Annotated in this window: 15 protein-coding genes; 5 read left to right on the forward strand and 10 right to left on the reverse strand. The window is 71.7% G+C overall.

Features of this window, described 5'->3' with window-relative positions; genetic code table 11:
• Window positions 1-35: 35 nt before the first annotated feature.
• The 9 genes from BM085_RS24290 to BM085_RS24330 all read right to left on the reverse strand — a co-directional run bounded on the left by BM085_RS24290 (window position 36) and on the right by BM085_RS24330 (window position 13,737).
• Window positions 36-1,898: an ABC transporter ATP-binding protein gene (locus tag BM085_RS24290; RefSeq protein WP_218158814.1), complete on the reverse strand. Its 1,863-nt coding sequence runs from the start codon at window positions 1,896-1,898 to the stop codon at window positions 36-38.
• Between the two features lie 240 nt (window positions 1,899-2,138).
• Window positions 2,139-4,760: a class III lanthionine synthetase LanKC gene (lanKC, locus tag BM085_RS24295; RefSeq protein ID WP_093889228.1), complete on the reverse strand. Its 2,622-nt coding sequence runs from the start codon at window positions 4,758-4,760 to the stop codon at window positions 2,139-2,141.
• Window positions 4,761-4,826: 66 nt separating this feature from the next.
• Window positions 4,827-6,533 (reverse strand): cytochrome P450 family protein, encoded by a 1,707-nt coding sequence (locus BM085_RS24300; protein ID WP_143121052.1) that lies wholly within the window; start codon window positions 6,531-6,533, stop codon window positions 4,827-4,829.
• 270 nt (window positions 6,534-6,803) lie between these two features.
• Window positions 6,804-7,826 (reverse strand): S66 peptidase family protein, encoded by a 1,023-nt coding sequence (locus tag BM085_RS24305; RefSeq protein WP_245789627.1) that lies wholly within the window; start codon window positions 7,824-7,826, stop codon window positions 6,804-6,806.
• 25 nt (window positions 7,827-7,851) lie between these two features.
• Window positions 7,852-8,805: an ABC transporter ATP-binding protein gene (locus tag BM085_RS24310; protein ID WP_093889230.1), complete on the reverse strand. Its 954-nt coding sequence runs from the start codon at window positions 8,803-8,805 to the stop codon at window positions 7,852-7,854.
• Window positions 8,802-9,782 (reverse strand): ABC transporter ATP-binding protein, encoded by a 981-nt coding sequence (locus BM085_RS24315; RefSeq protein ID WP_245789643.1) that lies wholly within the window; start codon window positions 9,780-9,782, stop codon window positions 8,802-8,804. The genes BM085_RS24310 and BM085_RS24315 overlap by 4 nt, the downstream gene beginning before the upstream one ends.
• A gap of 125 nt (window positions 9,783-9,907) precedes the next feature.
• Window positions 9,908-10,807, reverse strand: a complete 900-nt coding sequence (locus tag BM085_RS24320; protein ID WP_093889232.1) for an ABC transporter permease — start codon at window positions 10,805-10,807, stop codon at window positions 9,908-9,910.
• Window positions 10,808-10,832: 25 nt separating this feature from the next.
• Window positions 10,833-11,873 (reverse strand): ABC transporter permease, encoded by a 1,041-nt coding sequence (locus tag BM085_RS24325; protein WP_093889233.1) that lies wholly within the window; start codon window positions 11,871-11,873, stop codon window positions 10,833-10,835.
• Window positions 11,866-13,737, reverse strand: coding sequence for an ABC transporter substrate-binding protein (locus BM085_RS24330; protein ID WP_093889234.1), 1,872 nt, complete (start codon window positions 13,735-13,737; stop codon window positions 11,866-11,868). Before BM085_RS24330 ends, BM085_RS24325 begins: the two co-directional genes overlap by 8 nt.
• 179 nt (window positions 13,738-13,916) lie before the next feature.
• Between BM085_RS24330 and BM085_RS24335 the strand changes: the two genes are divergently transcribed.
• Window positions 13,917-14,261 carry an MmcQ/YjbR family DNA-binding protein gene (locus tag BM085_RS24335; RefSeq protein ID WP_093889235.1) on the forward strand — a complete coding sequence of 115 codons (345 nt, stop codon included), beginning with the start codon at window positions 13,917-13,919 and terminating at the stop codon, window positions 14,259-14,261.
• Window positions 14,262-14,304: 43 nt separating this feature from the next.
• Here the strand turns inward: BM085_RS24335 and BM085_RS24340 are convergent, their stop codons facing one another.
• Window positions 14,305-16,431: an alpha/beta hydrolase gene (locus BM085_RS24340; protein ID WP_093889236.1), complete on the reverse strand. Its 2,127-nt coding sequence runs from the start codon at window positions 16,429-16,431 to the stop codon at window positions 14,305-14,307.
• A gap of 267 nt (window positions 16,432-16,698) precedes the next feature.
• On the opposite strand from BM085_RS24340, the gene BM085_RS24345 reads away from it, so the two are divergent.
• The 4 genes from BM085_RS24345 (at window position 16,699) to BM085_RS24360 (ending at window position 22,040) form a co-directional block, all read left to right on the forward strand.
• Window positions 16,699-17,439 (forward strand): Mut7-C RNAse domain-containing protein, encoded by a 741-nt coding sequence (locus BM085_RS24345; RefSeq protein WP_093889237.1) that lies wholly within the window; start codon window positions 16,699-16,701, stop codon window positions 17,437-17,439.
• Between the two features lie 242 nt (window positions 17,440-17,681).
• On the forward strand, window positions 17,682-19,412 hold the full coding sequence (locus BM085_RS24350; protein ID WP_093889238.1) for a glycoside hydrolase family 35 protein: 1,731 nt from the start codon (window positions 17,682-17,684) through the stop codon (window positions 19,410-19,412).
• A 179-nt stretch (window positions 19,413-19,591) separates the two neighbouring features.
• Window positions 19,592-20,734, forward strand: a complete 1,143-nt coding sequence (locus BM085_RS24355) for an ROK family protein (protein WP_093889239.1) — start codon at window positions 19,592-19,594, stop codon at window positions 20,732-20,734.
• 130 nt (window positions 20,735-20,864) lie between these two features.
• Window positions 20,865-22,040, forward strand: coding sequence for a Gfo/Idh/MocA family protein (locus tag BM085_RS24360; RefSeq protein WP_093889240.1), 1,176 nt, complete (start codon window positions 20,865-20,867; stop codon window positions 22,038-22,040).

The raw sequence follows: 22,040 nt of genomic DNA on the forward strand, positions 1-22,040 counted from the left end.
CGGGTGGGCACAGCCAGCTGTGCCCACCCGGCGCGTCAGCCGGTGGCGGTGAGGAACTGGGTGGCGGCGAGCTCGGCGTAGAGCGGGTCCGCGACGACCAGTTCGTCGTGGGTGCCGACGGCCCGGACCGTGCCCGCGTCCATGACGACGATCCGGTCGGCCAGGGTGACCGTGGACAGCCGGTGCGCCACGACCAGCACCGTCGTCGTCCGGGCCGCCTCGGCGACCGTGTCCCGCAGCGCCGCCTCGTTGACGGCGTCGAGCTGCGAGGTGGCCTCGTCCAGCAGCAGCAGACGCGGGCGGCGCAGGAGCGCGCGGGCGATGGCCACGCGCTGGCGCTCGCCGCCGGAGAGCTTGGTGCCCCGGTGGCCGACCAGGGTGTCCAGGCCCTTGGGCAGCCGCGCCACCAGGTCGTCGAGGCGGGCGGTGCGCAGCACCCGCCGGACCTCCCGGTCGGTGGCGTCGGGGGCGCCGAGCAGGAGGTTGTCGCGGAGGGAGCCCGACAGGACGGGGGCGTCCTGCTCGACGTAGCCGATCGCGGACCGCAGCTCCGGGAGGTCCCAGTCGCCGAGGTCGCGGCCGTCGAGCAGGACGCTCCCCGCGGTCGGCTCGTAGAACCGCTCGATGAGGGAGAAGATGGTGGTCTTGCCCGCGCCGGAGGGGCCGACGAAAGCGGTCATGCCCCGTGCCGGGACGGTGAAGGTCACCCCGCGATGGACGGGCGGCAGGTCGGGGGCGTAGCGGAAGCGCACGTCGCGGAACCGCAGTTCGGCGGGTGCCGCGCCGGGAACGGGGAGCACGGCGGCCGGCCTCTGCGGCTCGGACGGCAGCCGCTCGGCCTCCTGGATGCGGGCGACCGCCGCGGCCCCGATCTGGTACTGGCCGGCCGCGCCGACGAGTCCCTGAAGGGACGGCACCAGGGTGAACACGTACATCAGGAACGCGATCAGCGTCCCCACGTCGATCAGCCCGGCGGCCACCCGGGCCCCGCCCGCGGCGAGGACGGTGAAGAAGGCCAGCTGCAGGGCGAGCTCGGCGGTGTGCCCGGCGACCGCCAGCCACTTGGCGGCACGCACGCTGGCCTGCCACGACTCCTCGGCGGCCCGGTGGACGGCCGCCTCCTCGCGGTGCTCGGCGCCGGAGGCCTTCACGGTGCGCAGCGCCCCGAGTATCCGCTCCAGGGCGGCGCCCATCGCTCCCACCGACTTCTGGATGTCCCTGCTCGCCCGGCTCACCCGCGGCATGACCACCCGGACGACCGTCCCGGCGAGGAGCAGCACGCCGAGCGTGACCGCCAGCAGCACCGGGTCGAGCACGCCCATCATCGTCATGGTCGCGAGGATGGTGAGGCCTCCGGTGACCGTGCCGACGAGCGAGTCGGTGGTGACCTGGCGCAGCAGGGTGGTGTCGGAGGTGACGCGGGACATCAGGTCACCGGGCTCGACCTGGTCGACGGCGGACATCCGCAGCCGCAGGAGATGGGAGACCAGGCGGCGGCGGGCGGTGAGCACGATCGACTCGCCGGTACGGCGCAGCACGTACTCGCCCAGAGGCCCGACCCCCGCGGTCACCACGACGAGGACGCCCATCAGCAGCAGCACGTCGGTCAGCGGCCGGTCCGCGCCGAGGTCGTCGACCAGCTGCTTGGCCGCGAGCGGCAGCGCCAGCCCGATCGCCCCGGACACCAGGTTCAACAGCCCGCCGAGGGCGAGCCAGCGCCAGGACGGGCGCATGTAGCCCAGCAGCACGCGCCAGGTGGGTGGCGGGCCGGACGGCGCGGGGACCGGCGCGGGGGCTCCGCCGTCGTGAGGGGGCAGCCGTCCGGGTCCGGAGACGCGAGGCTCGGCTGCCACGGCCACCGCCGCCGGGGCGTCGGGCTGATGGCGCTGCGTGTCCACGGGGTTCCTCGCAAGGATGTTTGAGGGGGAGAACTACGGGGGCGCCGGTGCGCCCGCCGCCCGGTCCCGGCCACCTCTCAGAAGGCGGCCGGTTCCGGGCGGCGAGCGCGGGCGAGACGGCCCGGGTGATCAGCGCCGGGAGGCGTCACCGCCCCCCGGCGCCGGAGTCATCAGACGCAGACGTAGCAGGCCGTGCCGTTGTAGGAGGTGACCAGGCTGGAGCACGGGTGCGCCTTGCCCTCAGCGGCGTTGAGCGTCTGGAGCTGGAGAATCTGAGCCATTTTCTTGTTTCCTTTCGGTCGCCTCGAATGCGGGGGACCGCAGATCGAGGACGGGGATAACCGACGCGCTCTGGTTGAACGCGACGCTGAGGGCAACGAGAACTCCGGCCGAACCCGTTTCCAGGTCCATGGACAGCCGCATGAGTTGGTTGCCGGGGAAGGCCAGGTGGCCTTGGTAGAGGAGGGCGTGCCAGCCGAGCCGGCGCACGTGCTCACGGAGCACGGGCCGGTCTTCCGGCCTGCCCAGTAGGTGGAAGGTCGCGATGGTGCCCGCCCGTCCCATGAAGAGGGACGGGTGACGGACGAACGGTGCCCGGCAGGCGCGGCGGACGCCGTCGATGACGTCCGCGAAACCCGGCTCGGCACGCCGGCCCAGATACTGCGACAGCACCAGTGCCAGACCGCCGCTGCCGGTGCCGAGATAGGCGAGGTAGCGGTTGCTCTCCAGCAGGCAGAAACCGCCGTCCGGCAGCACCTGGCCCCGGTCGATCTCGCGCCGCAGCGCCAGCCGGGCCAGGTCGAGGTGACGGATCTCCCCGGTGGTGTCGTGCAGCCGCAGGAAGTAGGACGCGACCCCGGTCAGGCCGTGCTCAAGGCCGACGCGGCCCTGCGGCGTGAACATCCCCGAGTCGCCGTCGCCGAGTTCCGCGGCCAGCCGCTCACCGATGTCCAGGGCTTCGGTGAGCAGCCCTTCGTCTCCGGTGAGCTCGGAGAAGTGCAGGAGGTTGAGGCCCGCTCCGGCCAGCCCGCCGTGCAGTCCGGGTACCGCGAGGCCGTCATGCAGTTTCCGGGCCCGGTCGAGTATGTCGAGGGCGTCGTCACGGCGCCCGAGCGACTCCAGCGTCGCCGCCACGCCGTGCAACCCGTTCAGGAGGCCGGGGCGCGGGTCGGGGGCCCGCCGCGCGGCCGCGACGAGCCAGTCCACGTAGTCGGCCGGTACGGCGGCGCCGGCCTGCCGCAACGCCCAGAGCACGCCGGCCGCGCCGTTGGCCACGGTGAACCCGCCGGTCGCGAACTGCTGCGGGTCTCCCGGGAAGAGCCGGTCCCTGCGGTCGGGCGTCGCGCTCGCGTCGATCCCCGCCACGATCGAGTCGCGGATGGCCGGCCAGCCGGGGTCGCCGGCGGTGAACATCCGGGCCGCGACGTCCTCGCCGAGAGGTCCCCTGACCGCGCTGAACTGCCGGACCAACCGCGGTCCGAACGCCGGCGGCAGCGGGAAGTGCTCGGTGACGACGTCGGTGAGGCTGGAGAGCTTGACCGGGTCCCGCTCCTGCAGGGGGCTGATCGGCAGGAACACCCACTGCCGCAGGCAGTTCAGGACGTAGTTGTCGGCCTCGCGGCCGGACAGATCCCTCGGTGCGGCGAATCCCGCGGCGGCGAGGCCCGGGGGGCGCGGGTCCGTCAGGTCGGACGCGATCTCGAAGTCGATCAGTACGACGCGGCCGTCCGGGCGGACGATGATGTTCTCGGGGTGCAGGTCGGCGAACCGCACCCCCTTCGCGTGGACGGACATGAGCGCGTGGTCGACCTTGGCCAGGACATCGGTCGCCCACCGGGTGTACGAGGCCAGCGATTCGGCGGTCGGGTCGGGGCTGACCAGCGGGTAGCGCTCGAACACCTCGTCCATCAGGGTCTTGCCCTCGATGTACTCCTCGACCAGGAAGTGGTGTTCCCAGATCACCCGGTAGTCGAGCAGGCGGGGGACGCAGTCGAGGTCGCTCAGCCGCTCCAGGATGTCGCGCTCGTGTGCCAGCCTGGCGACCGCGTCGACGCCGCCCGTGTCCAGGCCCGCGTGCGGACGGGCCTCCAGCAGCACCACGTACCCTCCGGACTCCCCGTCGCGGGCGAGGTACACCCCGCCGCCGTTGGAGAAGTGCAGCGCCCGTTCGATCTGGTAGGGGAACTCCCCCTCGGCGCCCGACCCGTGCTTGGCGACCGACGCGCGCAGCACCTCGGGGATGGCGACCCATTCCGGTACGGTGAACGCCGGAGTCCGCTTGTCCGGCACCAGCCGCCCGTCGGGCGTACGGATCGCGTACCCCAGGCTGCCGTCGGATTTCGTGTAGGTCATCGGCTGGAACCCGCCGTACCGCACGTAGACCGGTGAGTCCTCGTAGCGGAGGTCGCTGAGGATGTACGGGCCGGTGAAGTCCCGCAGGATGGCGGCCAGCTCCGGCAGCACCTCGGTCAGCTGTTCCTCGTCGGCCGGGTACAGCGTGATCAGCTTGCCGCTGCTCCCCCGATCGGCGTACTTGTTGTTGAGCAGCCGCATCGCCATCTTGCTCCGGAGGAACTTGACGGCGATGTTCCGGTTGACGCAGAAGTCCACCACGAGATCGCAGACGGTGGCGGCGTCGGCGTCGGTCGCCGAGACGTGGATCTTCCACCCCTGCTCCGGGAGCGCGGCGTCGGGCGGGAGCAGCACGACCCACAGCTCGCTCTCGCCGACGCGCCACCCGCTCGGGAGTGGCCGGCGTGCCGTGGGGAAGCGGTGGTCGTCGTCCGGTATGCGCCAGACCGGCTCGAAGAACAGCGGGTCGGCCTGGCAGTAGGCCACCAACTGGGGAAGTGTCTCTTTCATCGGATCGGACTCCTGGATGCTGAGAGCGTGAGGGGGATCATTCGGACGAGATCGTGTTTCCTGACATCACGCTCCGTCCGGCGGGCGCCGGGCATCGGGGACGCTCCGGTCCGGTTCGAGGACGATCGGCAGTCCGAGGAGGTAGCGCACGCTGCTCTGCCGGTAGTGCAGGCTCCGGGAGTCACGGGCGAGCTCCATGTCCGGGAAGCGCCGGGCGAGCGTGCCGATGGCGATCCGCAGCTGGGCCCTGGCCAGCTCCGCCCCCAGGCAGTGGTGGTGGCCGTGACCGAAGGCGAGGTGGGGGTTGTCCGTCCGCCCGATGTCCAGCAGGTCCGGATCGGTGAAGAACGACGGATCCCGGTTGGCCGCCACGAGTGACGCGGTCAGGAGGTCTCCCTCCGGGATCGGCGTGCCCTCCACCTCGATCGGAGCCGCCACATGACGGGGGATGCCCACGGGGAACGGCGTGACGATCCGCAGCAGTTCCTCGACCGCGGTGACGATCAGCGTGGGGTCGTCCGCGAGCCGTTTCCACTGCTCCCGCCGTAGCAGGGCGGCGACCCCGCTCGCCAGCACGGTGGTCGGCGCCCGGTGGCCGTTCACCATCAGGAACCTGGCCGCCGAGACGAGGTCCTCCTCGGCCTCTTCGGACAGGCCGTCTCCCTCGGCTTCGACGACCCAGCCGAGCAGGTCGTCCGAGGGCCGGTCCCTCCGGTCCGCGATCAGGGCGCGCAGGTAGTCGTCGATGTCGCTGTGCGCCTTGGGCGGCGGGGAGACCAGCCTCTCCAGAATCCATTCGTGTATGTAGCCCCGGTCCTGCTCCGGCACGCCGAACAGCTCGCACAGGACGGCGACCGGCAGGGGGTAGGCGAACCTCTGGAGGAGGTCGACCACCTCGCCGGAGGGGATCGCGTCCAGCAGCGCGTCGGTCTCCCGCTGGATGCGCGGGCGCAGCGCCGCCACCCGTTCCGGGGTGAGGTGCCGCTCGATCAGCCGGCGCAGCCGGGCGTGTTCCCGGCCCTCGATCGTGATCAGGTCCAGTTCGCCCCGGTGCGCCAGGGCCGGATCGGCCGACTGGAGCCGGAACCCCGCCGTGATCTCCACGTTCCCGGCCAGTCCCGGATCGGCGAGAGCCGTGGTGGTCGCCTCGTGTCCGGTCAGAACCCAGGACGTCGCCACGCCGGCCGCGTTGATCCGGTGGACCGGACCCAGCTCCCGCCACTGCCGGAGCGCGCCGGGATCGTTGAAGATCGCCGGGGTGAGCGCCGGGAGCCGGGCCGGGGCCTTCACCTGAGCGCCCGCCTCGCCCGCCTGCCGGTCCAGCTCGTCCAGGAAGGGGACGAGCACCGGGACCGCCGCCTCCGGGTCCGCGGAGAGCACCAGGACCGGGCAGAGCAGCTCCGGGGCGGAGTCTCCGAGGGGCAGGCCCTCCTCGCCCGGCGAACCCACGACCACCACCGCGGCCACCCGCTCCGGATGACGGTCCGCGACCTCGATCGCCGCCGGTCCGGCCGCACCGTAACCGAGCAGCACGGCGCGGTCCGGACTGTCCGGCGCCGCCAGGAAGTCCGTGATCCCCTCGACGCAGGCGGCGAGGTCACCGGCCGGCACTCCGGCCACCCGCACCCGCCGGCCACGGCCGGTGAGCTCCTTCTCCAGGCGCTCGCTCCCGGCCCCCGGGTTCAGGATCACCAGGACCCGCTCCCCGGGCTCATCCCCCTCCGAGGCCGTGGCGGGCAACGCCCCGGCCCCGCCACTGACGACTGTCGCCATCTCAACTCCCCCTCCGGTATCGCACTGATCCGGACTGTCTCGGCTGGCTGATGACCAATGTTTCCGAGAGGGCTTGGGAAGCTCTTGTAGCTGACTTGTGGAGGTTCTTGACGCGGTCGTCACCTGCGGAATCGGTCGCCGAGGACGGTGGCGACCGGCGGGGTCATCCCTTTCCGTTCGGGATGACCCCTGATTCCGGCTCCGGGAACGCGGCTCAGGCCATGAGCGCCGGCTCAGGGCATGAGCACCGAGTCAGGCGTGAGCGCCGGGTCAGGGCATGAGCACCGAGTCAGGCGTGAGCGCCGGGTCAGGCGTGAGCGCCGGGTCAGGCGTGAGCGCCGGGTCAGGCGTGAGCGCCGGGTCAGGCGTGAGCGCCGGCTCCAGGAGGCGCAACCTGCCCGCCTCGGTGTCGAGCTGGGCCCTGACCCCGATCGGGTAGGTCTGCATCGAGATGCCGTGCCCGATGTCCGCTCCGGCCAGGACCGGCACTCCGAGGTCGCTCAGCCGCTCCACCAGCATGCGCTCCACGTCGCGCGGCTCGCCGCAGTTGGTGAACGTGCCGAGCAGGATCCCGGCCACGCCGTCGCTGTAGGTGGCCCGGCGGAGCTGGGTGATGTAGCGGTCCATCCGGAACAGCTCCTCGTCCACGTCCTCAAGGAAGAGGATCGCCCCTCGGGCGGGCAGCGAGGTGTCGGTGCCGATCGAGGCGGCCAGCAGCGTGGCCGTGCCGCCCAGCGTGTGGCCCTCCGCGACGCCGGGGACGACGGTCCTGGCGTCGGGGAAGACCAGCTCGGTCACCGTCTCCGGGTGGAACAGCAGCTTCATCAGCTCGTCGAAGTCGTACTCCCCCGGCCCCTGGTAGAAGCCGTCGCAGGCGACCATCGGCCCGAACAGCGACGCCCAGCCGAGCTTGACCGCGATCGCCTCCAGCAGCGCGGTCACGTCGGAGTAGCCCACCACGACCTTCGGCCTGGACGCGTCGATCTTCGACCAGTCGACCAGCTCCAGCGTGCGCTGCATGCCGTACCCGCCGCCGGCGCAGAAGACCGCGTCGAAGGCCGGGTCGCCGAGCGCCCTGGTCAGGTCGCCCGCCCGCAGGAGGTCGTCGCCCGCCAGGTAGTCGTACTCGGTCCCGCCGGCCCGCGAGGAGGCGAACACCTCGGGCTTGAGGCCGCTCTCCTCCATCGCCGCCAGACCTCGGTCCAGGTTGGCCTGGTTGGGCGGGCTGCTCGCGGCGATGACGGCGACGCGGGCGCCGGGGCGCAGGGCGGGCGGACGGAGGAAAGCGGTCATCGGAGGTCTCCTTCGGTGGACGGGTTCAGTGGACAAGGTGGCAGGCGGCGAGGCTGGACCTCGACGGATCGCCGGTCAGGACGGGCAGGTCGCGGCTGTCGCACAGTGTGTCCTGCTCGGCCGCCCTGAGCGGGCATCGGGGGTGGAAGCGGCAGCCGCCGGGGACGGCGGCCGGGTCCGGCGGCTCGCCGGTGAGCAGCACGGGCCGCTCGCCCGAGTCGGGCAGCACCGACAGCAGCGCCCTGGTGTAAGGGTGTTTGGGACGTAGCAGGACCTCTTCGACCGTGCCGGTCTCGACGATCCTGCCGAGGTACATGACCGCGACCCTGTCCGCGATGTTCCAGGCCAGGCCGAGGTCGTGGCTGACGACCAGCGCGGACAGGCCGAGCGAGTCGCGCAGTTCCAGGATCAGTTTGAGGATCTCCCCCCTGACGGAGGCGTCGAGCGAGGCCACCGGCTCGTCGGCGACGATGACCGAGGGGTCGAGCGCGAGCGCCCCCGCGATGACGACGCGCTGCTGCTGGCCGCCGGACATCTCGTGCGGGAAGCGCCCCGCGAACTCCTCGGGCGGCCGTAGCCCGGCTCTGGCCAGCGCGGCGTGCACCCGTTCGCCGAGCCGATCGGTCAGGCCGTGCAGCCGGGGCCCCTCGGCGACGGCGTCGAAGACGTTCTGCCTGGGGTTGAGCGCGCCGCCCGGGTCCTGCAGGACGAGCTGGGTGTGGCGGCGGTAGGCCTTCAGCGCGGCGGCGGAGTATCCGAGGGGCTCGCCGTCGCCCAGCACCTGGCCGCCGGTCGGCTTGACCAGCCCGACCAGGGCTCTGGCCAGCGTGGACTTGCCGCACCCCGACTCGCCGACGAGCGCGACGATCTCGCCCCGCCGTACCTGCAGGTTCACCCCGTCGACGGCGCGCGCGGGCGCGGCGCCCCTGCGCGGCGGGTAGGTGACCATCAGGTCGCGGACTTCCAGCACGGGTTTCACGTCCCGCTCCCTTCCAGCACGCGCAGGCACGCGGCCTCGCGCCGCGGACCGCTCGGCCACAGCTCCACGGTCTCGGTACGGCAGGCCGCCACGGCCTCGGAGCAGCGCGGCTCGAAGGCGCAGCCCCTGCCCTCGCTGAGCCTGGCCAGCTCGGGCGGCGTGGGCGGGTCGCCGGGCAGCCCGGCGGGCGCGAGCCGTGAGGCCGGGTCGCCGATCGTCGGGAAGGCCCGGCCGAGCGCCCGCGTGTACGGGTGCCGCGGCTCGGCGATGAGCTGCCTGGACGGGCCGATCTCGGCGATCCGCCCCGCGTACATGACGGCCAGCCGCTCGCACATGTGCGACAGCACCGACAGGTCGTGGCTGATCATGATGACGCCGATGCCCGACTCGCGTACCAGCTCGCCGAGCAGCTCCAGCACCTGCGCCTGGACCATGACGTCGAGCGCGGTGGTCGGCTCGTCGGCGATGATCAGGTCGGGCCGGCAGGCCAGCGACATCGCGATCATGATGCGCTGGCGCTGGCCGCCGGAGAACTCGTGCGGGTAGGAGCCCGAGCGCCGCGACGGCACGCCGACGCTGTCGAGCAGCTCGGCCGCCCGCCTGCGTGCCGCCCGCTGCCCGACCTTCTCGTGCAGCAGGATGGGCTCGCAGATCTGCTCGCCGATCGTGCGCACCGGGTTGAGCGCGCTCATCGCGCCCTGGAACACCACGGAGGCCGCCGACCAGCGCACCGCGCGCAGCCGCGCCCACCTGGTGGTCAGCAGGTCCTCCCCCTCGAACAGCACCTCGCCGCTCACCTGGGCGGAGGGGGCCAGCAGCCGCAGCAGGCCGAGTGCCATCGTGGACTTGCCCGAGCCCGACTCCCCCGCGACGCCGAGGGTCTGGCCGCGGTCGAGGGTGAAGCTCACCCCGCGTACGGCGGGCACGGCGCGCTCGCCGTTGCGGTAGGTCACCCGCAGGTCGCGCACGTCGAGCATCGGAGTCCCGGACCGCCCCTCCGGCGTCCGGCCCTGCCCGCTCGCCGCCACGGGCGTCTCCGATGCCGGGTCCTGCCCGCTCGCCGCCACCGGCGTCTCCGGCTCCCGGGTCCGGTCCCTCGCCGTCATCGGCCCACCATCCTCGGGTTGAGCACGTGCTCGACGGCGCGGCCGACGAGCGTGAAGCCGAGCACGACGATGAGGATCGCGATGCCCGGCGGTATCAGGTACCACCACGCGCCCGCGGTGACCGCGCCACCCGCGAACGCCGCCTGGAGCATCGAACCCCAGGTCACGCTGGTCGGGTCACCGAGGCCGAGGAAGGTCAGCGTGGCCTCCGACAGGATCGCCGAGGCGACGGTGAGCGTGCTGGAGACCAGGATCAGCGGCATGACGTTGGGCAGCACGTGCCTGATCATGATCTGGGTGTTGCCCGCGCCCAGCGCCCTGGCCCGCTCGATGAAGGGTCTCGCCTCGACGGCGAGCGTCTGGGCCCGCACGAGGCGGGCGGTCGCGGTCCACGAGGTGACCGCGATGGCGATCGTGATCGACGCCGCGCCCTGGCCGAGCACGGCCGACAGCGAGATGGCCAGCGGCAGGCTGGGCAGCGCGATGAACCAGTCGGTCACGTGCATCAGGCCCTGGCCGACCCGGCCCTGGTAGTGCCCGGCCAGCAGGCCGACCGCGCTGCCGAGGACCACGGTGAGCGCGGTGGCGATGATGCCGATGCTGAGCGACTCACGTGCGCCCCAGATGACCAGCAGCAGGACCGATCGGCCCGCCTGGTCGGTGCCGAGCGGGTAGCCGTCGACGGGAGGGGAGAGCTGCGGACCGTCCACCTTGATCACGTTGAGCTGGTCGTCGCCGATGAACAGCGGCGAGGCCAGGGCCAGCACGCCGAAGGCGACGAGCAGTCCGAGTCCGGCCAGGCCGGCGGGCCGCTTGGCGTAGGCGCGGCAGAACCGGCCGAACGCGTGGTGGCGTGGGACCTCGACCGCGGCCGGGGCGTGCGTGGCGGCGGTCACCGGACACCGTCCGGGGGAAGGCGTTTCATTGGGCTCGCACTCTCGGGTCGAGGAAGCGGTAGACCACGTCCGCCAGGAGGTTCATGATGATCACACTCGCGCTGAAGACGATGAAGGTGCCCTGGAGCAGGGGCAGGTCGGGGATCTTGAGCGCCTCGTAGGTCAGGTAGCCGAGGCCGGGCCAGGAGTAGACGGCCTCGACCGTGATCGCCCCGCTGACCAGCACGCCGAGATGCATGAAGATCATCGTGACCGAGGGCAGCAGCGCGTTCGGCACCGCGTGGCGCCGCCGTACGGCGTCGTCGGTCAGGCCCTTGGCCCTGGCGGTCAGCAGGTAGGGGCTGCCCATCTCGTCGATGATCGAGGTGCGCATCACCGTGACGTACTGGGCGAAGACCACCAGCACCATGGTCAGGCAGGGCAGTACGAGGTGCCTGGCCACGTCGACGACGTGGGTCCAGCCCTCCTGCGGCAGCGAGGGGTCGCTCATCCCGCCCGCGGGGAGCAGGCTCGGGATCGGGCCGACGCCCACACTGAAGGTGACCAGCAGGATCATGCCGAGCCAGAACGTCGGCACCGACCACAGCGTGAGGGAGGCGCTGGAGGCGATCCGGTCGAACAGGCTGCCGTGCCGCCAGCCGCTGCGGATGCCCAGCCACAGGCCGAGCGCGATCGACAGGACCGCGGCCGTGCCCATGAGGAGCAGGGTCGGCCCGAGCCGGTCGGCCACCAGCGACGAGACCGACTGCTGGAACTGCCAGGAGTAGCCGAGCTCGCCCTTGAGCGTGTTGCCGACGAAGGTGAGGAACCGCTCCCAGATCGGGTCGTCCAGGCCGAGCTGGACCCGGATCTGGGCGAGCTGGGCCTCGCTCGTGGGGCGGCCCCTGGTCAGGGTGCGGACCGGGTCGGCCGGCATCAGGCTGAAGATCACGAAGCCGATGACCAGTGTGACGAAGAAGCTGACCAGGGCAGCGGCCAGCTTCGAGCCCAGGTAGGGCAGGAAGCCCGACCGCTTGACCCCCTGCCCCTTGACCTTGGCCGGGCCCGCGGCGGTGAGGCTACTCACGGTCGCCCGCGCCCGAGCGTCGCCTGAGCACGATGCCGCCGCCGACGAGCGCGAGGAGCAGGACGCCCGCGCCGATCCACAGCCGGCCGCCGCCGCTGTCCTCCCCGGCCGAGGCGGCGGCCGGCTTGGCGGCGGGCGGCGCGGCCTTGAGGTAGCTCCAGAACGCGGTCTGCGCCGGGTACATGCCCTGCGCGTCCGGCTGCCCGGTGATCAGGCCGGTCACGGTGTCGGTGCGGGCGACGTCGAGGGTGTTGGCGTAGAAGTGGATCTGGTCCACGTCGGCCTTGTACAGGATGTCCTGCATCTCGGCGACGACCTTGGCCCGCTCGTCCTGGTCGAACGTGGTGAGCTGCTTCTTGAACAGCTCGTCGTAGGCCTCGTCGCAGAAGAAGGCGTCGGTGTTGCCGCCGGTGCCGTCGTCCTTGGGCAGCGTGGCGCAGGTCTGGATGCCGAGCAGGTAGGTCGGGTCGGGGCCGGTGGTCCAGCCGTCCATCAGCAGGTCCCAGTCGCCCTTGGCCAGGTCGCTGTTGAGCGCGCTCATGCTCAGCGTCTGGATCTTGAGCTTGATCCCGATCGTCTCCAGCCAGCCCTTGAGGTAGGTGGAGATGCCCGCGTCGATCGTGTCGTCGGAGTGGATGCCGAGGCGCAGCTCCAGCGGCCTGCCGCTCTTGGGGTCGACGCGGACGCCGTCGGCGCCCTTGGTGTAGCCGGCGTCGTCGAGGATCTTGCCGGCCTGGGCGAGGTCGAACGGCGTCTCCTGACCCGCGGCCGGCTTCCAGCTCCACTGCGGCCAGGCCGGGGGCAGGTAGCCGGAGCCGACCACGCCCATGCCGTCGAGCACCTTGGTGACCAGCGTCTTCCTGTCGGTGGCCAGCGAGATCGCGCGGCGCAGCACCGGGTCGCCGAGCGCGGGGTGGCCGGTGCCGATCTTCTTGCCGGTGCGGGTGCGGGCGTTGTGGTTGACCTCGACACCGGTCCAGCCGTTGCCGACCTCCTGGGCGGTCAGCAGGCTCTTGTCCGCCCGCAGGGCCTTGAACTGGGTCGGGTTCACGGCGTTGATGTAGTCCAGCTGGCCGCTGCGCAGCGCGGCGACGGCGGCGTCGGTCGACTTGAAGCTCTGCTGGATCATGTGGTCGAAGCCGGGCCTGCCGAGGACGAAGTCCTTGTTGGCGTCGAACTTCGCGTACTGCTCGGGCTTGTAGTCCGTGAGCGTCCACGGGCCGTAGCCGACGACGGGGAAGGTGTCGTTCTTGGCGTCCTTGAGGTTCTTGGCCCGCGGCTCCCAGACGTGCTTCGGCACGATCGGGATGCCGCTGATCGGGATGCTCACGTAGACGACGTTGGCCTGCGGTGCCTTGGTCTTGATGACCAGCGTCGCGGGGTCGGGCGCGGTGACCGACTCGAAGTTGCCGACCAGCGAGCCGTTGGCGGTGCCCGCGACCGTGTCGGTCATGATCAGGTTGAGGGTCCAGGCGGCGTCCTCAGCCGTGATCGGCTTGCCGTCGCTCCACTTCAGGCCGTCCCTGAGCTTGAAGGTCCAGGTGAGCTTGTCCTCCGACGGCGTCCACGACTCGGCCAGGTACGGGCCCGGCCTGCCGTTCTCGTCCAGCGAGTTCAGCGTGGGGTAGATCGAGCCGAAGATGTCCAGGGCGCCGTTGAAGAAGGCGAGGAACGGGTTGAGCGTGTCGACGCCCGAGCCCGACATCTTCACCCGCAGCGTGGTCTCCTGCGCCGCGGACACGGACGCGGCCGACGTGGCGGATTCGGCGGAGGCGGCGCCGAAGGTGGTGGCACCGGCCACCAGCGAACCGCTCAGCGCGCAGGCGGCGAGGGCCAGCCTGCGCCGCGAGTTGCCTGTCCCCATTGATGTCTCCTGGTCGTTCGGCATGCGTGTGTGAACGAATGCTGACGATCAGTGGGCACGGCCCCAAGAACCGTGAACGCTTTACGACCTGAGCATCGAAAATCGTGATGCTCCCGCTCCACGCCTCCGCCTGCCTCTATCTTTGGCGAAATGTCGGAGGGCTCTGATACATGTGGGCCATGGGTGTGAGCGTTGACGAGTTCCTGGAGATGCTGGACAGGCTGCCCGAGGTCGGGCAGAGCGAGGGCGGCGACTGGATCTCGCTGAAGGTGCGCGGTAAGGGTTTCGGTTACCTGTGGGAGAAGACGCGGACCGTGGGGCTCAAGGCGACGATCGAGGAGCAGATCGCGCTGGTGGCCGAGCGTCCGGAGGTGTTCGAGGTCCAGTTCACCGCGGGCCGGTTCGGCTGGGTCGTGGTGCGCCTGGAGAAGATCGACCCGGAGGAGCTGTTCGAGCTGGTCACCGAGGCGTGGTGCCTGACGGCGCCCAAGCAGCTGGTCAGCGCGCACGAGGCCGGGCGATAGCCGTACGGCGCGGGCGGGCCGTGGCCGGGCCCGCCCGCGCGCCTCATCCGGTGGGGTCGACGGTGGCCAGGAACACGTCGCCGTTGCCGGGCGCGGTGCCGCCGCCGGGAGTCCCGTAGGTCAGCCCGGTCACCAGCACGTCCCCGGCCGGAGTCGGCGTCGCGTAGAGGTTCGGCTCGGCGAACGGGTCGACGCCGTCGTCGCGGGCCGTGCCGAACTGGGCGGCCGCCTGCTGCCTTCCCGTGCCCGACAGGCGCACGGCCAGCACGTCGGCGCCGCCCGCCGCCACACCGATCCGGCCACGGGTGTATCCGATCACCTCGACGGCGCCGCCGGGCAGCGCGACCACGCCGGCTCCCGCGTCCGGGGCCGGGGTGGCGACGGTCCTGCTCCATTTCTGCCTGCCTGCGGAGGTGTACGCCACGGCCAGGAGGTCGCCGCCGCTCTCTCCGGTGGCCACCGCGAGCCCGTCGGTGGTCACCGTCACCGCGCCGAGCCGGTCGTCGCCGTCGCCGCCCGCGGCCGACACCCACCGCGAGGTGCCGTCCGTGCCGTATCCGGCGATCCAGCCGTCCAGCCCGCCGAGCGCCGGCGCGCCGGGCAGCCCCGCCGTGGCGCTGCCGGCCACGAAGACACCGGTGGCGTCGGCGGCCACGCCGTAGGCCTTGTCCTCGCCGGCGCCGCCGAGCTGGCGTGTCCAGCCGAGCTGCCCGTCCGCCCCGATCCGGGCCAGGAAGGCGTCCTTGTCGCCGCTGTTCGTGCCGGCGAGCGCGCCCTTGGTGTAGCCGACCAGGTAGCCTCCGCCGTCCGCGGTGGCGGTGAGCCCGTAGGCGCGATCCGCCGCGCCGGCCGCGCCGAACTGGGTCAGCCACCGGACCTCGCCGCTCGCGTCCAGCCGCACCACGAAGGCGTCGTCGGTGGTGTTGCCGGGATGGCGGCCGTCCAGGTCGCCCCTGGTGTAGCCGGCGGCCAGCACGCCTCCGTCGGGCAGGGCGGCGACGCCGTACAGGCGCTCGTCGGCGGCGGTGCCGAGCTGTCTCGTCCACCGCGGGGTGCCGTCCGGGTTCCGGCGGATCAGGACCGCGTCCAGCTTGCCCGCGTACGGCCGGCCGTTCACCGGGCCACCGGCGGCGAGTCCCAGCGTGACCGAGCCGTCGGCATGTGCCGCCACACCACCCGCCCAGTCGGTGCCGGCGGTGCCGTACAGCGGCGCGGGCAGCCCGGTCGGCGGGACCACACTCAGCATGGGGCCGAGGTTCGCCATGCCCTGTTCGAACGCGGGCCCCCAGACGCTCCAGTCGTGGCCGCCGTCCAGGATGCGCATCTCCGCCGAGACGCCCGGTGCCCGCCGTACGGTGTTGTAGAGCGCCTCGGATTCGAAGTCGAGGTCGTGGCGGGCGTCGGCGGGGTCCGGGTTGGCGTACTCGTCGTCGCCCACCGCGACGAACAGCCGCACGGGCAGCTCGGGATCCATGCCGGGCAGCAGGTCCGGGTAGTTGAGCTCGCGGTACACCTCGTCGGCGAACTTCTGGTCGCCGAGGCCGAACGCGCCGTACTCGCGGGCCGACGAGTCCGCCGGCGGCAGCGGCGTGTAGACGGCGGGGCTGAGGACGAGCGCGCTGCCGAAGAGGTCCGGGTGGGCCAGGGTGAAGCGCAGCGCGCCGTAGCCGCCCATGGAGTAGCCGCCGACCATCCGCGCGTCGCGGATCGGCGCGGTGCGGTAGGCGGAGTCGACGTGGTTCACCAGGTCGCGGGTCAACGCGGTCTCCACCGGCCGGCCGGGCGCGTCGGTGCCGGTGTAGCGCGAATCCACGTACCAGCTGCCGCCTCCGCTCCAGGGCGCGTCCGGCATGACCGCGATGAGGCCGGGGATCCGCTTGTCCTGGATCAGCCGGTCCAGCGTGTCCTTGACCTGGGTCCACGCCTGCATCGTGTCTCCCCTGCCGTGGAGCAGGTAGAGCACCGGGTAACGCCCCGCGCCCCGGTCATAGCCGTGCGGCAGGTAGACGTTGTACGCGATGGATTCGCCGAGCGCGGCGGAGTGCGCCGAGCCCGTGGTGATCGTGCCGGCCCGGTCCTTGCCGACCTGCGCCTGACCGGGTACGGCCAGCACGGCGACAAGCGCCAGAGCTGCCAGAACACCGAGCCCGCGCCATCGCGAAACGGCCATCGGGTCACTCCTTGATAGTGCTGTAAACGTTTACAGCAAGCCGGTCCGCACACCCGGACCGTGAGTATGGTTTCGGGTGAGTCTCTTCGCCTGTTCCGGCGATGTCAATAGTCGTCTCTCCGGGTCGGCAGGCGCCTCTCCGGCCCGCGCGGGCGCCGCCATCTCGGTGTCCCCCGGAGCGACCCGCGCGCGCCCCCGGGTCAGGTCACCGCGCCGACCACGGCGCACGGGCCGCACGGAACGCCGCCAGGATGGCATGCTGACAGCGTGGTCGAACGTGACATACATCTGCGTATCACCGCCGAGCTGCTGCTGTTCCTGCCCGCGAGCCGCCGGCGCGAGTGGCAGCGGGTGGCGCCCGACGGGACGTCGACGCTGGGGCACGTCGTGGAGTCGCTCGGCATCCCGCTGCCGGAGGTGGGGCCCATGACCGTCGACGGCGCGGAGGTCGGCCCGTCCTACCAGCCCGCCGCCGGTGACGTGGTCCACGTCCACGCCGTGCCCCGCCCCCAGCGGGTGCCCCTCGAACCGGGACGGCTCGCCCCCCGGTTCCTGCTCGACGTCCATCTCGGCACCCTGGCGCGACGGCTCCGGCTGCTGGGCCTGGACACGGCCTACCACAACGACATGGACGACCCCTCGCTGGTCGTCCAGGCGAACGCGGAACGCCGCGTGCTGCTGACCCGCGACCGCGGGCTGCTGCGCCGCCGGGCGCTCTGGCTCGGCGCCTACGTCCGGGGCAGCAACCCGCACGACCAGCTCCATGACCTGCTGGAACGATTCGCGCCGCCGCTACGGCCGTGGACCCGCTGCACGGCCTGCAACGGGGAGCTGGTGCCCGTCGGCAAGCACGAGGTCGAACGCCTGCTGGAGGCCGGGACCCGGCGCACCTACGACGCCTACGGCCGCTGCCCGGAGTGCGGCCAGATCTACTGGCGCGGCGCGCACAGCGAGCACCTGGAGGAGATCGTGCGGTCGGCGACGCGCGCGGCCGGTTCCAGCCAGTAGGTTCCGGGCCCGGAGCGACGTAACGATCACGTGTACCCTGTTCCGGAACTTGCTCCTGTCCGCCGGCAGGTTGCCCCCCGAGTCGAGCGCCGGTCGGGGCCTCCCCACCCTGCCGCGGAGACACCGCCTGACCATCGGCGTCGACGGCCGGCACGGCGACGCCGCGCTGGTCGAGGGCCGTCCCCCACCGCGTCACCCCTTCACCCTGCTCCCATGCCCCGACTCCTCAAAGGAGTGTTTTCGTGCGTGTCTTCTCCGTCGATGACGGCTCATTCCAGCTGGACGGCACCCCGTTCAGGGTGCTGTCCGGCGCCCTGCACTACTTTCGAGTGCACCGGGAACAGTGGGGGCACCGGCTGGCCATGCTGCGCGCGATGGGGCTCAACACCGTCGAGACGTACGTGCCGTGGAACCTGCACGAGCCCTGGCCGGGAGACTTCCGCAGGGTGGATGAGCTGGGAGCGTTCCTGGACGCGGCGGCGACCGAAGGGCTCCTGGCGATCGTGCGGCCGGGGCCCTACATCTGCGCGGAGTGGGACAACGGCGGGCTGCCCGTCTGGCTGACCGGCCACCTGCGTACCAGCGACCCCGAGTACCTGGCCCACGTCGACCGCTACCTCGACTGGATCCTGCCCCAGGTGACCGAGCGGCAGGTCACCCGCGGCGGGAACGTGATCATGGTGCAGGTGGAGAACGAGTACGGCTCCTACGGCAGCGACCACGCCTACCTGCGGCATCTGGCGGACGGGCTGGTCAGGCGGGGCATCGAGGTGCCGCTGTTCACCTCCGACGGACCGGCCGACCACTACCTGACCGGCGGAACGGTCGACGGTGTGCTGGCCACGGTGAACTTCGGCTCCGAGCCCGAGCAGGCATTCGCCACGCTGCGCGCCCATCGCCCGGACGACCCGCTGTTCTGCATGGAGTTCTGGTGCGGCTGGTTCGACCACTGGGGGCACGAGCACGTCGTCCGTGACCCCCATGACGCGGCCGACACCCTGGAGCGGATCCTGGCCGCGGGGGCGTCGGTCAACCTCTACATGGCGCATGGCGGCAGCAACCCCGGCACCCGGGCGGGCGCCAACCGCGACGGAGCGCAGGCCGACGGGGGCTGGCGGCCCACCGTGACCTCCTACGACTACGACGCCCCGATCGACGAGCGCGGCGCGCCGACGGAGAAGTTCTGGCGCTTCCGCGAGGTGCTCTCCGCCTACAACGAGGAACTGCCCGAGGTGCCCGCCGTACCGGCCGTGCTGCCGCCCGCGACGCTCCGCCCGGAGGGGTCCGTCCCGCTCCGGCGGGCCTTGGACGTCCTGGCGCGGCCGGAGGTGGTCGCACCGGTGCCGCCGACCTTCGAGGAACTGGGGCTGGAGCACGGGCTCGTGCTCTACCGGACCACCGTGCCGGGGCCGCGTGAGCCCTACCCGCTGACGCTGCGCGAGGTGCGCGACCGCGCGCATGTGTTCGTCGACGGGCGGCCGGCCGGTGTGGTGGAGCGGGACGCGGAAGTCCTTCCCGGGCCGGTGGCGGGCGGGTCCGCCGTGGTCGAGGTGCTGGTGGAGTCGATGGGGCGGACCAACTACGGGCCGCTGCTCGGCGAGCGCAAGGGGCTCCTCGGCGGGATCCTCCACCACCAGCAGTACCTGCACGGATACGGGGCCCGCGCGATCCCGTTGGAGGACGTGTCGGCACTGGCCTTCGAACAGGGGACGGTGGACGAGGCGCCGGCGTTCTTCCGCACGGTGCTGGAGGTGACCGAGCCCGCGGATACGTTCCTGATGCTGCCGGGCTGGGGCAAGGGCTACGTCTGGGTCAACGGAGTCCTGCTGGGCCGCTACTGGGACAGAGGGCCGCAGCGCACGCTCTACGTTCCCGCCCCGCTGCTGCGGGCGGGCGGGAACGAGATCGTGCACCTGGAGCTCGATCGGGTGGGCTCGGTGCTCGAACTCCACGCGGAACCCGACCTCGGCTGAGGGCGGCCGAGGACGAAGGGGCGGACGGAGCCGTCAGGTGCGGCCGCCCGCCCCACGGACAGCCGCACCGCGACGGCCACGGCCGGCTGCCGGTGGCGCGGTCGACCGGCGGCTCTGCCCGTGTTTCGGCGCACGCCGGGTCGCTTTTTGCAAGGTGGCTTATTAAGTACGATGTGCCGATGCATCAGCAGAGCGGCGACGCCTCACTTCTCCGGCGCCTCAACAGCGCCGCGATCCTAGGGATCCTCCGCAACACGGACGTGGCCACGCTGGCGGAGCTCGCCCGCGCGGCGCGTGTCTCGCGTCCCACGGTCGAGGCGATCGTGGAGGAACTGCTGGTGGAGGGCTGGGTCGAGGAGTACACGGAGGAGTACGGCGGCGGCCGGCGTGGCCGGCCCGCCAAGCGCTTCCGCTTCCGCACCTCGGCGCGCAAGGTGGTCGGGCTCAGTGTGGGCGCCTACCGGTTGCACGCCATGACCGCCGACCTGGGTGGCACGATCATCGCTACCCGGCGGGTCGCCGTCTTCCAGGAGATGACGCCGGGCGAGCGCATCGACGAGATCGCCCGGCTGGTGGGACAGTGCGCGGCCGAGGCCGGCGTCGAGATACGCGACCTGGCCGCCGTCGCGGTGGGGACCACGGGCGTGGTCGACGGACAGGGGCGGGTGGTCAAGAGCAACGTGCTGCCCAACTGGGCCGGGGTGCCGCTGCAGGCCGAACTGTCGGCGCGGCTTTCGGTGCCGGTGCTGGTCGAGAACGACATGCGTCTGGCGGTGCTGGCCGAGCACTGGCGCGGCGTCGCGGAAGGGTGCAGCGACGTGGTCTACCTGTTCACCGGCAACCGGCTCTCGCTCGGGCTGCTCATCGGGGGCACGCCCTACCGGGGGGCGCATTCCGCCTCGGGCGAGATCGGCGAGCCGGCGAAGGGCCTGTGGCTGGCCTTCGGCCACGTCACCGAGTACGCCATGTCCGTCGAGCCGGGGGAGTTGCGTTCGCCCGCCCAGGCCGCGGAGTTCGCCTTCGCCCGGGCGCGGGAGGGGGAGGAGCGTGCCGCGAAGGCGGTCGAGGATTTCGCCACGACCCTGGCTGAGGGCCTGGCGACCGTCGTCAACCCGCTGGATCCCGAGATGGTGGTGATCGGCGGCTCGCTCGCGCCCGGCGGCGAGTTACTGGTGGAGCCGATCCAGCGGTATCTCGACCGGGTCTGCGTCTATCCGCCGCGGGTCCTGGCCTCCCGGTTCGGCGCGGAGTCGATCGTGGTCGGGGCGGTCAAGGCCGCGCTCAACCACGCGGAGACCACCCTCTTTAGGAAAGGTTCCTGAATAAAAATCATCACGAAAGCGTCACACGCTCGCCTCAACCGTGCATCTTCGTGCAGATCCTCCTTCATTAAGCTAGTTATTTTCATAATTGCCGCGCTAGCCTCCTCTCACTCGCCAGAAGGGGGGCTCTGTGGAAGACCTACGTATCGGTGTCCTCGGCCTCGGCCTGCGCGCCAGCCTGGCCAAGGCGGCACACCGGCCGGGCATGGGGTCGGTGGTGGCGGCGATCTGCGACACCGACCCTGAGGCCGTCAAACGGCACGTCGACTCGTTCGACGACCCGGTGACCTGCCAGGACTACAGGGAACTGCTCGACCGGGACGACATCGACGCCATCCTCGTCGTCACGCCCGACGACACCCACGAGGCGATGGCCGTCGACTGCCTGAGCGCGGGCAAGGCCGTCTACCTCGAAAAGCCCATGCACATCACGATCGAGGGCTGCGACACCATCCTGCGCGCCGCCCACGACACCGGCACCCGCCTGTACGTCGGCCACAACATGCGGCACATGGGCGTCGTCCGGCTGATGCGCGAGATCATCCAGAAGGGCGTCATCGGCGAACCGAAGACCATCTGGGTCCGCCATTTCGTCTCCTACGGAGGCGACTACTACTTCAAGGACTGGCACGCCGAGCGCGAGCGCACCACCGGACTGCTCCTGCAGAAGGCCGCACACGACCTGGACGTGGTGCACTGGCTGGCCGGCGGCTACACCGAGCGGGTCAACGCCTTCGGCGACCTCATGGTCTACGGCGACCTGCCCAGGCGCGCGCCGGGCACGCCCCGACCCGAGGGCTGGCTGCGCGAGTTCGACTGGCCGCCCACCCGGCGGCGCGACCTCAACCACCGCATTGACGTCGAGGACCTCAGCGTCATGAACATGCGCCTGGACAACGGAGTCATCGCTGCTTACCAGCAGTGCCACTTCTCGCCGGACTACTTCCGCAACTACACCGTGATCGGGACCGAGGGCAGGCTGGAGAACTTCGGCGACCGGCCCGGCGACACGGTCAAGGTCTGGAACACCGGCCCGACAGCCTACCGCGACGACTGCGACATCGCGTACAAGGTGCCCGAGGCGCTCGGCACACACGGCGGCGCCGACCACCACATCATCGCGGAGTTCTGCCGGTTCGTGCGGGAGGGCGGGCAGACCGACACCTCCCCCGTGGCCGCCCGGATGAGCGTCGCCGCCGGCTACATGGCCACCCTCTCGCTACGGAACGGCGGCACACCGTACGAAGTGCCATCCCTGGACCCGGAACTGGTCGCCTACTTCGACGGCGGCCAAACCCGCATCTGA

Source organism: Streptosporangium canum (assembly GCF_900113865.1).
GTDB lineage: Bacteria > Actinomycetota > Actinomycetes > Streptosporangiales > Streptosporangiaceae > Streptosporangium > Streptosporangium canum.

Bases quoted from the DNA above. Each gene is read 5' to 3' on its own strand.
- BM085_RS24305 (WP_245789627.1), bottom strand. From the start codon at position 7,826: ATGACCGCTTTCCTCCGTCCGCCCGCCCTGCGCCCCGGCGCCCGCGTC.
- BM085_RS24315 (WP_245789643.1), bottom strand. From the start codon at position 9,782: ATGCTCGACGTGCGCGACCTGCGGGTGACCTACCGCAACGGCGAGCGC.
- BM085_RS24340 (WP_093889236.1), bottom strand. From the start codon at position 16,431: ATGGCCGTTTCGCGATGGCGCGGGCTCGGTGTTCTGGCAGCTCTGGCG.
- BM085_RS24335 (WP_093889235.1), top strand. From the start codon at position 13,917: ATGGGTGTGAGCGTTGACGAGTTCCTGGAGATGCTGGACAGGCTGCCC.
- BM085_RS24330 (WP_093889234.1), bottom strand. From the start codon at position 13,737: ATGGGGACAGGCAACTCGCGGCGCAGGCTGGCCCTCGCCGCCTGCGCG.
- lanKC (WP_093889228.1), bottom strand. From the start codon at position 4,760: ATGAAAGAGACACTTCCCCAGTTGGTGGCCTACTGCCAGGCCGACCCG.
- BM085_RS24355 (WP_093889239.1), top strand. From the start codon at position 19,592: ATGCATCAGCAGAGCGGCGACGCCTCACTTCTCCGGCGCCTCAACAGC.
- BM085_RS24300 (WP_143121052.1), bottom strand. From the start codon at position 6,533: ATGGCGACAGTCGTCAGTGGCGGGGCCGGGGCGTTGCCCGCCACGGCC.